This window comes from Pantoea sp. PNA 14-12, from assembly GCF_004364735.1.
GTDB classification, from domain to species: Bacteria; Pseudomonadota; Gammaproteobacteria; order Enterobacterales; family Enterobacteriaceae; genus Pantoea; species Pantoea stewartii.
This window is the reverse complement of record NZ_SOAJ01000001.1, coordinates 160,168-172,745: the sequence shown is the minus strand read 5'-3', so window position 1 is coordinate 172,745 and position 12,578 is coordinate 160,168. Positions and strand designations below refer to the sequence as shown.

General features: G+C 53.4%; 11 protein-coding genes. 2 read left to right on the top strand and 9 right to left on the bottom strand.

What is annotated here, in order from left to right; genetic code table 11:
- Positions 1-11: 11 nt before the first annotated feature.
- The 4 genes from glnK to C7434_RS00845 form a co-directional block, all read right to left on the bottom strand.
- Positions 12-350 (bottom strand): P-II family nitrogen regulator, encoded by a 339-nt coding sequence (gene glnK / locus C7434_RS00860; protein ID WP_003850469.1) that lies wholly within the window; start codon positions 348-350, stop codon positions 12-14.
- Between the two features lie 257 nt (positions 351-607).
- Complete coding sequence (locus C7434_RS00855) at positions 608-2,383, bottom strand: SmdB family multidrug efflux ABC transporter permease/ATP-binding protein (protein WP_110268602.1); 1,776 nt, start codon at positions 2,381-2,383, stop codon at positions 608-610.
- Positions 2,376-4,145: a SmdA family multidrug ABC transporter permease/ATP-binding protein gene (locus tag C7434_RS00850; RefSeq protein ID WP_033738672.1), complete on the bottom strand. Its 1,770-nt coding sequence runs from the start codon at positions 4,143-4,145 to the stop codon at positions 2,376-2,378. The genes C7434_RS00855 and C7434_RS00850 overlap by 8 nt, the downstream gene beginning before the upstream one ends.
- 24 nt (positions 4,146-4,169) lie before the next feature.
- Positions 4,170-4,631, bottom strand: coding sequence for an Lrp/AsnC family transcriptional regulator (locus C7434_RS00845; RefSeq protein WP_033738670.1), 462 nt, complete (start codon positions 4,629-4,631; stop codon positions 4,170-4,172).
- A gap of 116 nt (positions 4,632-4,747) precedes the next feature.
- Between C7434_RS00845 and C7434_RS00840 the strand changes: the two genes are divergently transcribed.
- The gene (locus C7434_RS00840) at positions 4,748-5,782 is read left to right on the top strand and encodes a PLP-dependent cysteine synthase family protein (RefSeq protein WP_058708281.1); all 1,035 of its coding nucleotides are present in this window, start codon (positions 4,748-4,750) and stop codon (positions 5,780-5,782) included.
- Between the two features lie 108 nt (positions 5,783-5,890).
- Positions 5,891-6,586 carry a 7-cyano-7-deazaguanine synthase QueC gene (gene queC / locus C7434_RS00835; protein ID WP_058708333.1) on the top strand — a complete coding sequence of 232 codons (696 nt, stop codon included), beginning with the start codon at positions 5,891-5,893 and terminating at the stop codon, positions 6,584-6,586.
- A gap of 36 nt (positions 6,587-6,622) precedes the next feature.
- Here queC and C7434_RS00830 read toward each other — a convergent pair whose 3' ends face one another.
- The 5 genes from C7434_RS00830 to lon all read right to left on the bottom strand — a co-directional run bounded on the left by C7434_RS00830 (position 6,623) and on the right by lon (position 12,547).
- On the bottom strand, positions 6,623-7,027 hold the full coding sequence (locus C7434_RS00830) for a YbgC/FadM family acyl-CoA thioesterase (RefSeq protein WP_006117953.1): 405 nt from the start codon (positions 7,025-7,027) through the stop codon (positions 6,623-6,625).
- A gap of 95 nt (positions 7,028-7,122) precedes the next feature.
- The gene (locus tag C7434_RS00825; RefSeq protein ID WP_033738667.1) at positions 7,123-7,446 is read right to left on the bottom strand and encodes a helix-hairpin-helix domain-containing protein; all 324 of its coding nucleotides are present in this window, start codon (positions 7,444-7,446) and stop codon (positions 7,123-7,125) included.
- A gap of 139 nt (positions 7,447-7,585) precedes the next feature.
- Positions 7,586-9,454, bottom strand: coding sequence for a peptidylprolyl isomerase (gene ppiD, locus C7434_RS00820; protein WP_133745053.1), 1,869 nt, complete (start codon positions 9,452-9,454; stop codon positions 7,586-7,588).
- A gap of 250 nt (positions 9,455-9,704) precedes the next feature.
- The gene (hupB, locus tag C7434_RS00815; protein ID WP_006117956.1) at positions 9,705-9,977 is read right to left on the bottom strand and encodes a nucleoid-associated protein HU-beta; all 273 of its coding nucleotides are present in this window, start codon (positions 9,975-9,977) and stop codon (positions 9,705-9,707) included.
- Between the two features lie 215 nt (positions 9,978-10,192).
- On the bottom strand, positions 10,193-12,547 hold the full coding sequence (gene lon, locus C7434_RS00810) for an endopeptidase La (RefSeq protein ID WP_033738666.1): 2,355 nt from the start codon (positions 12,545-12,547) through the stop codon (positions 10,193-10,195).
- Between the last annotated feature and the right edge of the window lie 31 nt (positions 12,548-12,578).

Sequence of the window (12,578 nt, the reverse complement as noted above, 5' to 3'; positions counted from 1 at the left end):
CTGAGTCTTGTTTACAGTGCGGCTTCGTCGGTTTCGCCGGTACGTATGCGAATCACGCGCTGCAGTTCAGCAACGAAAATCTTGCCGTCGCCAATTTTTCCGGTGTAAGCCGCTTTACTGATTACGTCCACTACTTCGTCCAGTTGGTCATCGGCAATGGCGATATCAATTTTTACTTTCGGCAGAAAATTTACGCTGTATTCCGCCCCGCGATAGAGTTCAGCATGTCCTTTCTGACGCCCAAAACCTTTAACTTCGGAGACGGTCAGTCCCTGAATACCAATTGAAGACAATGCTTCTCGCACATCTTCCAGCTTGAACGGCTTAATCACGACGGTAACCAGCTTCATAGCCTCTCCTTAAGGATTAAAATAGGTCGGTCTCATGGACACGGAGAGAGTTAAGCAAAGCCTGTGCCAGATATAATTAATGGGCAAAATCACTTTTCAGGCTTCGATGGAATCAGGGTTAGGAAACGCAGAATAAATAAGCAGGGCGCAGTGATGGGATGACTAAACGAAGCGGATGCACACTTTTGGTGCTGTTAAGCACAAAGACGTGCATCCAAACGGGTCAACAAGGAAAAAATGCGCAAAAAAGGTGCAGATCATCCAGCACTGGTCAGCACCTCATCCGATTCGAGCTGATCACCTGCCTGCTGCAGCTGGTACATTTGCCAGTAACGGCCCTGCAAGGCCAGCAGCTGCTGATGATTCCCCTGCTCGACAACACGGCCACGGTGCAAAACCAGAATCGTATCGGCCTCGGTGATAGTGGAAAGGCGGTGAGCAATCACTACCAGGGTCGTATATTGACGTAAGGTGCGCAGCGTGTGTTGGATCGCCTGCTCCGTGCCGGAGTCAATATTCGCGGTAGCTTCATCCAGTATTAAAATCTGCGGCAGTTGCACCAGCACCCGAGCCAGGGCCAGTAACTGTTTCTGCCCTACCGAGAGATTATTACCCTGCTCTCCCAGTCGGGTATGGATACCGTCAGGCAAGGCGCGCGCCAGCGGGGCCAGCTGTACCTGTTCAAGTACTGACCAGACCGCCTCTTCACTGATATCCCGACCCAGCCGTACATTCGCTAACAGCGTGTCGGCCAGCACCACCGGATCCTGCTGTACCATCGCGATACCGCGACGCAGTGCCTCATGGGAATACTGGTTAAGCGGACGATCGTCCAGGCGCACCTCGCCGCGCGTGGCGGGGTAATAGCCCATCAGCAAATTTGCCAGTGTGCTCTTGCCGCTGCCGGTATGTCCCACCAGGGCGACAAAGCCCCGCGAAGGCACGTCGAGATCAATATTACTCAGCACCTCACGATCGTCCCGGTAGGCAAAGCTCAGGTTCTCCAGCGTAATACGTCCCGATTGCAGAGGCCGATCGTCATGACCGTAATGCTGCTGTGGCGCATCCATGAGTTCAAAAATACGTTCGCCCGCCACGACCGCCTGTTGCAGCATCGACTGCTGGGTGGTCAGTTCGATCAGCGGTTCATTGAGGCGCCCCAGATAGGTAATAAAGGCGTAAAGTACCCCAACTTCAAACACACCCGGCACCGAAAAGCTGAACAGCAACAGTAATCCGCAGAGTATCAGCGCGGAGAACAGGCTCAGCAGCGGTCGTAGCAGGAAACCATCCAGCCTGAGCGTTTCCATGCGCGCCAGATAATGTGAACGGCTGGCCTCCAGCATGCGTTCACCAAAGCGCGCCTGCTGGCGAAACTGTTGTATCACGCTCATTCCGCTGATGACTTCATTGAAGCCATTATTAATGTCTGCCAGGTAGCTGCGTACACGACGGGCTATCGGCGTGCTGTAGCGCTGATAAATCAGCATCACAATGAGCACCATCGGGAAAATTAACATCGCCACCAGCGCCATGCGCCAGTCCAGACTAAACATCGCCACCATCATGGCACCGACCAGCGCGGCGCTACGCAGCACCGTTGCCACCACCGTGACGTACAGATCCCGAACAACTTCGGTATCATTCGTGACCCGGGAAATAATTTGCCCGACCGGCTGCGTATCAAAGGCGCCAAGCGGCTGGCGCAGTGCCGCATTCATGGCGTCGGTACGCAGGCGCTGTACCACACCAATGGCGGCCCGGTTAAACAGTAAGGCCTGCCAGTAATGCAAAGCGGCAGCCAGAAGCTGCAACAGGATAAAACTTACGACCAGTCCCGCCACCGTGCCCCACGGCATCTGATGCTTCGCGACCAGATTATCAATAAAATAGCTCACCAGAACCGGACCGGTCACTTCTGCCGCGGCCGCAATCCACAGCATCAACACGGCCAGAGACAATGACTTGCGCCACGGGCTGCCATAACTGAGCAGGCGTTTGAGCGTTGGCCACATACGTTGTGATTTAGCCATGTGCCACCTCTTCTTCCCTCTCATCGTCGTCCAGTGCCGCTTCCAGCTGTTGGTAACGGTACATATCGCGATACCAGCCAGGCATATTCGCCAGCCCGGCATGATCGCCACGCTGTGCCACCGTGCCTTTTTGCAGCACCAGAATTTCGCTGGCCTCTGTCAGCGCCGACAAACGATGCGCACTGATAATGATCGTTCGCCCTCTGCCCCACTGCCGCAGATTATGCAGGATGTCGTGTTCAGTGCGACCATCAACCGCCGAGAGTGCATCATCAAGCACCAGAATTTCCGCATTCATCAGCAAGGCACGGGCGATGGAAATGCGTTGTTTTTGACCACCCGACAGCATGACGCCGCGCTCGCCCACCTCGGTTTCATAGCCCTGCGGCAGACGCAGAATATCCTCGTGCACGCAGGCCATTTTCGCCGCCTGCTCAATCTCGTCCTGCGTGGCGTTGGGCTTACCTAACGCAATATTACGGGCCACGCTGTCCGAGAACAGGAACGGAGTTTGGCTCACCACGGCCAGGCGACTGCGCCAGCTGTCCAGACGCAGCGACGGCAGCGGGATGGCATGGTAGCGAATATCACCTTGCTGAATGTCGAAATGACGCTGAATCAGACTCAGTAACGTGGTTTTACCACTGCCGGTCGGGCCACACAGCCCCAGCATATCGCCCGGTTTTAACTGGAAGGTGACATTGCTTAATACCGCACCGGCACTGGCGGGATAATGAAATTCGCGGATAGCCACCTGCAGCGTTCCCGCCGGCTCAGGCAAGGTGTGATCACCGTCTTCCACCACTGGCGCTTCGGATAATAATGCGCGGATGCGGCTCCAGGCTGCACTGCCTCGTTCAACGATGTTAAACATCCATGCCAGCGCCAGCATCGGCCAAATCATCAGGCCAAGATACATTACAAAGCTGGTGAGCTGGCCCAGCGTCATGTCTCCGTGCCACACCAGCCAGCTTCCGCCGCCTATCGCCAGCAGGTTGGCAAAACCAATGGCAATATAGATGGTGGGATCGAAACGCGCATCCACCCGGGCGACGCGCAGATTTTTTTCGCCGGTATCGCGTGCAATATCGGCAAACTGCTGGGACTGATGCTGCTCAAGTCCAAATGCTTTGATCATACGGATACTGGTCAGGCTCTCCTGCGTTTGATCGTTCAGGCTGGAAAAGGCAGCCTGAGCCAGTTTGAAACGGTTATGGAGTTGCTCGCCATAGCGGTGAATTACCAGTGCCATAAACGGCATCGGAATAAGCGAAATCAGCGTTAACTGCCAGCTGATTTGGGTACTCATGGCAATCAGCACAACACATCCCATCACCAGCGAATCCACCAGCGTGAGCACGCCTTCCCCGGCAGCAAAAACCACGCGATCCACATCGTTCGTGGCACGGGCAATGAGATCGCCGGTGCGATGGCGCAGGTAAAAGGCGGGCTGCTGTCGGCTGAGCTGACGGTAAAAGTCCTCGCGTAATTCGACGGCGAGTTGATAGGACGCGCCAAACAACAGCACGCGCCAGACATAACGCAGCAGATAAACCACGACGGCAGTCAGCAGCATCACCCCAATCCACATCATAATGCGGCTGGCGCTCATGCTGTGATGCGTTACGCCGTCAACCACCACGCCAACCACCCACGGCGGCAGAAGTTGCAGCACGGCAATGATGATTAATAAAGTGACGGCGCCCAGATAACGCCGCCACTCACGGATAAAATACCAACTTAACTGGCTGAATAATCGCACAAGGCAGCTCTCAATCTCAGGTAATCAGGGGGCAACCGGCAGGGCTGTAGTGTATTTGATCTCTTCCATCGCAAAGCTGGAGGTCACATCGATCAGGCCTGTTACACCATTAACTAAACGCTTATAGAAGGCATCATAACTTTTCATGTCGGCAACCTGAATACGCAGCAGATAATCATACTCCCCGGCCATGCGATAGAAGCCCATCACTTCAGGCATGCTTTGCACTACCGACACAAATTCCTGATACCAGTCTTTGCTGTGCTGGGTGGTTTTCACAAACATAAAGGCGGTAAGTGACAGGCCGAGTTTTTCATTATCAAGTAGGGCAACGCGTGCGCGGATGAAGCCATCTTCTTCCAGCTTTTTCAGGCGCTTCCAGCAGGGCGTGGTGGTGAGGTTAACCGCATCCGCCAGTACCTGGAGCGAAACTGTGCAATCCTGCTGCAGCATCGCCAGCAGTTTAAGGTCGATTTTATCTAACATGCGCACTCCGGTAGAAATTTTTTCTCCATTACGCCGATCTTACTGCAAAAGCTGCAAGCTCTTTTTCCTGCACGTGCCTTAAAATAGGGGCTTTCACCCGGTCGGAAATAACCCTTATGTCTTCATGCTGGATACGCCACGCGATAAACGAAATCAATGCTGACTTTCAACGCTCTGCGGATACGCATCTGATCCGCTTTGCATTGCCCGATTTCCCGGGAATCGGGTTCTATCTGAAAGACGAAAGTACGCATCCCAGCGGCAGCCTGAAACACCGTCTGGCGCGGTCATTGTTTCTTTATGCTCTCGCTAATGGCTGGATCAAACAGGGTACGCCCGTGATTGAAGCGTCATCGGGCAGCACCGCCGTCTCAGAGGCGTATTTTGCCCGCCTGCTGGGCCTGCCCTTTATCGCCGTGATGCCAGCCAGTACGGCCCGACGTAAAATCGAACAAATCACGTTCTATGGCGGCCAGTGTCATTTTGTGAGCGATCCCTGTCAGCTTTATGCCGAATCAGAACGGCTGGCGCGGGAACTGAATGGCCACTTCATGGATCAGTTCACCTATGCAGAGCGGGCAACTGACTGGCGCGGCAATAACAATATTGCCGAGAGTATTTTCCGCCAGATGGCGAATGAGCCTTTTCCTGTTCCTCATACGCTGATTATGAGTGCGGGAACCGGTGGGACCTCCGCAACGCTTGGCCGCTACATTCGCTATCAGGGATGCGATACCCGTTTGCTGGTTGTTGATCCGGAGCATTCCGTGTTTTACGACTACTGGCGAAACCGTGATGCCTCGCTCACCGGTCAGCGCGGCAGCATGATTGAAGGCATTGGACGTCCGCGCGTGGAGCCGTCGTTTATGCCCGACGTTATTGATGAAATGATCAAAGTCCCGGATGCAGCCTCGATTGCCGCCATGCTTAAGCTGGAAACCCTGCTGGGGCGTAAACCGGGCCCGTCTACCGGCACAAACTTCTGGGGCATGATGCAGGTGGCCAAACGCCTGCGCGACAATAACCAACAGGGTTCACTGGTTACCCTGCTGTGCGACAGCGGCGAGCGCTATCCTGACACTTACTACCAGCCTGACTGGGTCGCACAACATATTGGTGATATCACGCCCTGGCAGCGCGAACTGGAATAATATTTCACCCCGCCAGGCAGATATAACCTGATGTGATCGCCGCCTGCAGCTGTTCAGCGGCGCACTCAGGTATTACCATAAGCGCAAATGTTTAAACTGGGATATCTCATGAAACGCGCTGTTGTGGTGTTTAGCGGTGGGCAAGACTCCACCACCTGTCTGGTTCAGGCTTTGCAACGTTATGATGAAGTGCACTGTGTGACCTTTGATTACGGTCAGCGTCATCGTGAAGAGATTGACGTTGCCCGCGACCTGGCCCTGAAGCTGGGTGCCCGTGCTCATAAAGTGCTGGATGTGACGATGCTGAATGCGCTGGCGGTGAGCAGCCTGACGCGTGACAGCATCCCGGTGCCATCGTATGACCCGACTGCAACCGGCCTGCCCAGCACCTTTGTCCCCGGCCGCAATATCCTGTTTCTGACCCTGGCATCAGTTTATGCCTATCAGGTTGAAGCGGAAGCGGTCATCACAGGCGTTTGCGAGACCGACTTCTCGGGCTACCCCGACTGCCGCGATGAGTTTGTCAAGGCGCTCAACCATGCCGTCAGCCTGGGCATGGCGCGTAACATTCGTTTTGAAACACCGCTGATGTGGCTTAATAAAGCCGAAACCTGGGCGCTGGCCGATTACTGGCAGCAGCTCACCTTAATCCGCGAAGACACCCTCACCTGCTACAACGGCATTAAAGGCGATGGTTGCGGCGACTGTGCCGCCTGCCATCTGCGGGCCAATGGCCTGAAGGCCTATCGACAGGATCGCGCTGGCATTATGGCCGCCATGAAGGCCAAAACCGGTCTGGAATAATACTTTTGCGGCGACGATGGCGTGTCGCCGCCTCAATCAGGCCGGCTTCATTAATCTTTCCAGTCGCTGCCGCAGTTCTCCTTCGAGCGGAACGGCTTTTTGCGTGCGAAGATCAATGCACACAAACGTCAGTGCAGCATCCGCGACCACCGTTTCACTGCCCGCTAACAAAATGTGTTGAGTGATGATGCCACTTTTCCCATTGAGTTGCTTAATATCACTGCTGACCTCCAGTACGTCGCCCAATACGGCCGGGCGACGATAATTGATATTGATGTTTACCACCACAAAAGCCAGTTTTTGCTCAAGCAGCCAGGTAAAGGCCTCTGCTTCTTCCAGCCATTGCCAGCGCGCTTCCTCTAAAAACTCCAGATAACGCGCATTGTTAACATGCTGGTAAACATCCAGATGATAGCCGCGCACTTTTATCGTGGTCTGCATGATCCTTCTCCTGCTGCTTATTGACTGGTTGGACCTGTTCACTCTAGCAGAGTCCCGCCCTGACAGCAGGTTAAGCATCAGAGTTGCGCTTCACTTCACAATTTTAACCGTGAGGCATTTCGCTCCACCAGCGCGTGACCAAAGCCAGGCACGTCTTTCAGTTGATCCACCGCCGTGAACGGCCCGTATTCTTCACGATAGCTGACGATAGATTGCGCCTTTTTCAGACCAACGCCATTCATCACCGCTGAGAGTTGCTCCGCCGTGGCTTCATTGATACTGACCTGCTCCTGATGCGGCATTGAAACCTGTGCAGCCTGTGTCTCACTGGGGGTTTCCGCCGCTGCCAGTGGCGTTTGAACGAGGGCGCCACACAGGGCGAGGGAAAGATAAAAGGCATGTAAGTGGGTTTTAGCCATGCTGTGTTTCTCCTTGTGTTAAACAGCAGGCTCAGCGTGTCATGTCCGCTAAACAGACTCAAAGGGCAACGTTCTAAAATGGAAAAGGCCGCATAAGCGGCCTTTAGTCATTTCAGCTGTTACCTGAAATTTGCGAGGATTACTGCATTTGAGCAGCGGCACCGTATTTGATTTTGGCCGCTTTACGCAGGTTTTGCAGTAAGGCTTCAAAGGTCAGTTGCGCGTTGTTTTGCGTGACGCCTTTGACCATCTCGTCAATCTGAGCCTGAGGCAGGCTACCGGTTGTAACCTTATTCACCGCGATCAGCACCACATTGCCTTGCATGTCCTCACCCACGCCCCATGACGGTTTGTTATCCGCTGGCTCTGGCAGGTTGAAGGCAGCCTGAGCAACGGGATCCTGCGTGTTACGGTCAACCGTTTTGCTGGCGCTTAACGTCAGACCTGCGGCTTTCAGCACATCCGGTTTACCGGCTTTCAGCTCGGCTAACAGTTTATCAGCCTGGGCTTTTGCCTGTTGCGTCGCTTTATCATGCTTGATCGTCTCGGTGATTTGCGCTTTTACCTTGTCGAGGGGTTCCACCGCTTCGGGTTTATGCGCACTGATACGCAGCACAAAGGCACGATCGCCATCGACATTGATGATGTCAGAGTTATTTCCGGGCGCACCGTTTTGTCCCACTAACCCACCATTGAAGATGGCCTGCTTAACGGCATCAAAGTCGAGATCTTTAGGCACATCGTCACGGCTGAACCAGCCTGTTTCTGTGGCTTTCATACCTGACGCCTGCTCTGCACCAGCCAGCGACTCATTATCATTGCTCGCGGCTTCACTGACTTTCTGCTGCAGTTTGTAGAATTCCGCCTGTGCTTTATCCTGTTTGACCGCGTCCGCGATCTCATCGCGTACTTCCGCCAGCGGTTTAACCTGCTCAGGCTTGATGTCGTCAAGACGGGCAATCAGGAAACCCACAGAAGACTTGATTACACCGGAAAGCTGACCCTTTTCTTTCAGTCCCGCATTCTTCAGCTCGTCTGGCGTTGTTGACGGCTCAAGCCAGCCCATATCGCCGCCTTTACGGGAAGATATCGGGTCAATGGATTTGGTTTTTGCCAGTTCCGCGAAATCCGCGCCGCCTTTCAGCTGCGCCAGAATAGCGTCGGCATCGGCTTCGGTTTTGGTCTGAATCACGCTGTAACGATCGCGCTGGGGCTGCGTGTAGTCCGCTTTATGTTGCTCGTACCAGGCCTGAATATCCGCATCGCTGGCATTTTCCTGCATGCTGGCGGCATCCAGTTTGATATAGCTTACGCGGAACTGCTCAGGGGCCATAAAGCTGCTTTTATGCTGCTGATAATACTGGTTGATTTCATCGTCATTGACGGTTTGCTTTGCAGCCAGAGCATTCACATCGAGGGTAGCCGTCTGAATATCACGCTTTTGCGCCACCAAATCCACCAGCTTAGTGGTTTCATTTTTCAGCATAAAATCGGTATTCGCGACCGCATTGATCAACTGTTGGGTGGCCAGTTGTTTACGCAACGCTTCGGCATACTGATCCGGCGTGAATCCCATATTGCGGATCATCGCATTGTATTTAGCATTATCGAACTTGCCGTTGGTCTGAAACGCAGACTGGCTGAAGATAGCCTGTTTGACCTGATCGTCACTGATGGCAATATGCAGATCTTTTATGTAGGTATCCAGTAATGCCTGGTCAATCAGCTGAGACAGCGCCTGCTGGCGCATCTGCTGCATGTAACCTTCGTTGCCCGCAAGCTGCGAGAACTGCTCACCCAGCATCTGCTGCTGACGATTGCGCTCGTTGTTGAACGCCTGCTCTAACTGCGCACGGCTGATCTCCTGGCCATTAACTTTGGCCGCATAATCGTTGTTACCGCCAATCAGATAGTTGCCAACGCCGGTCAGCACAAAGGAGAGAATGATCAACCCCAAAATAATCTTGAGCACGACATGGTTCGACGCCGCGCGTAAATTGTCCATCATGGTATGACAACACTCCGCTGTAGTGTGAATGTAAAGCCCTGCCGCAATAACGCCATCTTCCCGACGCATTACTCCGCTGCAAGTCTGGCTGGCAGCATGCATCCTGTTGAGACAAGTCTCGCAACCTTAAACCGCCTCTCCGGATGTAAAAAAGGCACATCTTATTGATGTGCCCGTATGTTACATGAGAACGCGTTAACCGTCCTCTAATCCACTCAAGAAAATGTGTTATTGAGTGGTGGCGTTGTCATTAGTTGACAGCGTCTTTCAGTGCCTTACCTGCACGGAAACCCGGTACTTTACCTGCCGGGATAGTAATCTCTTTACCGGTTTGTGGGTTACGGCCGGTGCGCGCTGCACGCTCACGTACTGAGAAAGTGCCGAAACCTACCAGCGCCACTTCATCTCCGCTTTTCAGCGCGTCAGAAACAGAGCCCATAAATGCATCTAAAACACGTCCTGCTGCTGCTTTAGAAATGTCGGCATCGGCAGCAATTTTATCGATCAGTTGTGACTTATTCACTCTATTCATCCCCTCTTTATTATTTCACATCGTACCCACGCTTCCTGTCGGGCACGAACGCGCAGCAAGTTATATCAAGCCTTATATGCCGAAACAACGGTAATCCTCTTATAACATCGCTTCAGCAGCCACCTAAATTAGCGGGACAAAAAAAAGCTGGCAAGCACCAATTGGTGTTGCCAGCGCGGCTTTTTAACGCTTTATGCCATTAATCACTATTTTGCGGTAGCTACCTGCATACCGTAAGGCGCGTTTTCCAGTGCCAGGTTCAGCACTTCCTCAATACGCTTGACCGGATGAATTTCCAGATCGGCAATCACGTTCTGAGGAATTTCTTCCAGATCGCGTTTGTTTTCGTCCGGGATCAGTACCACTTTAATACCACCGCGGTGTGCCGCCAGCAGCTTCTCTTTCAGCCCGCCGATAGGCAGGACCTGACCACGCAGGGTGATCTCGCCGGTCATCGCGACGTTTGAACGCACCGGGTTACCGGTCAGGCAGGACACCAGGGCAGTACACATAGCAATACCGGCACTGGGACCATCTTTCGGCGTCGCGCCTTCCGGTACGTGCACATGGATATCGCGTTTTTCATAGAAATCGCCATTGATACCCAGTTTTTCCGCCCGGGCGCGGACGACAGTCAGCGCGGCCTGAATGGATTCCTGCATGACTTCGCCCAGCGAACCGGTATAAGTCAGCTTGCCTTTGCCCGGTACACAGGCGGTTTCAATGGTCAGCAAATCGCCACCCACTTCCGTCCAGGCCAGACCTGTTACCTGACCCACGCGGTTTTCGCTGTCGGCGCGGCCATAGTCAAAACGCTGCACCCCAAGGAAATCCTTCAGGTTTTCACCATTAATGGTGATGTGCTTTTTGGTTTTGTCCATCAGCAGCGTTTTCACTGCTTTACGGCACAGCTTGGACAGTTCACGTTCCAGGCTACGCACACCGGCTTCACGCGTGTAGTAACGAATGATGCCAATGATGGCGCTGTCTTCGACGGTGATCTCAGACGATTTCAGGGCGTTACGCTCAATCTGCTTCGGCAGTAAGTGCTGCTTGGCGATATTGAGTTTTTCGTCCTCGGTATAGCCAGACAGACGAATCACTTCCATACGATCCAGCAGTGGAGCCGGAATGTTCATGGAGTTCGACGTCGCCACAAACATCACATCAGACAGATCGTAATCGACTTCCAGATAGTGATCGTTAAAGGCGATGTTCTGTTCAGGATCCAGCACTTCCAGCAGCGCTGAGGCCGGATCGCCGCGCATATCCGACGACATTTTGTCGATTTCATCCAACAGGAACAGCGGGTTTTTCACGCCGACTTTCGCCATCTTCTGAATCAACTTGCCCGGCATAGAGCCAATATAGGTACGGCGATGACCGCGAATTTCCGCTTCATCCCGCACGCCGCCGAGGGCCATGCGTACATACTTACGCCCGGTTGCTTTCGCAATAGACTGACCCAGCGAGGTTTTACCCACGCCCGGCGGTCCCACCAGACACAGAATCGGCCCTTTAATTTTGCTGACGCGACTTTGCACCGCAAGGTACTCAAGGATGCGGTCTTTGACGCGTTCCAGGCCATAATGGTCGGTATCCAGCGTTTCCTGGGCTTTGCGCAGATCTTTCTTCACTTTGCTGCGCGCATTCCACGGAACCTGAACCATCCAGTCGATATAGCCGCGCACCACGGTCGCCTCAGCAGACATCGGCGACATCATTTTCAGCTTCTGCAGTTCTGCTTCAGCTTTCTCACGCGCTTCCTGCGGCATTTTGGCCGCATCGATTTTACGTTTTAACGCTTCGTACTCGTCAGGCGTATCATCCATCTCGCCCAGCTCTTTCTGAATGGCCTTCATCTGCTCATTCAGGTAGTACTCACGCTGGCTCTTTTCCATCTGCTTTTTGACGCGATTGCGAATGCGTTTCTCAACCTGCAGCAGATCGATTTCAGATTCCATCATGGCCATCAGATATTCCAGACGTTCATTGACGTCTGACATCTCCAGCACTGACTGTTTATCCGCGAGTTTTAATGGCATGTGCGCCGCCACCGTATCCGCCAGGCGCGCCGCATCATCAATATTGTTCAGTGACGTTAAGACCTCAGGCGGGATCTTTTTATTCAGTTTGATATAGCCTTCAAACTGATTGATCGCCGTGCGCACCAGCACTTCCTGCTCGCGCTCTTCAATCTCCGGAGAGACCAGATATTCCGCCTGGGCGACAAAATGGTCACCGTTGTCAGCCAGCGTAGTGATATTGGCACGCTGTAAACCTTCAACCAGCACTTTTACCGTTCCGTCTGGCAGTTTTAACATCTGCAGTACGGAGGCAATGGTACCCACTGAAAAAAGATCGTTTATGCCAGGTTCATCCGTTGAAGCCTCTTTCTGTGCGACCAGCATGATCTTTTTATCATGATCCATTGCGGCTTCGAGGCACCGAATTGATTTTTCCCGGCCAACAAACAACGGAATTACCATGTGCGGATAAACTACCACGTCGCGCAACGGCAGGACGGGGATTTCAATGCGTTCAGAACGCTCAGGATTCATAGAGCTCTCTCTTAGTTTAGTGTCCGCAAGG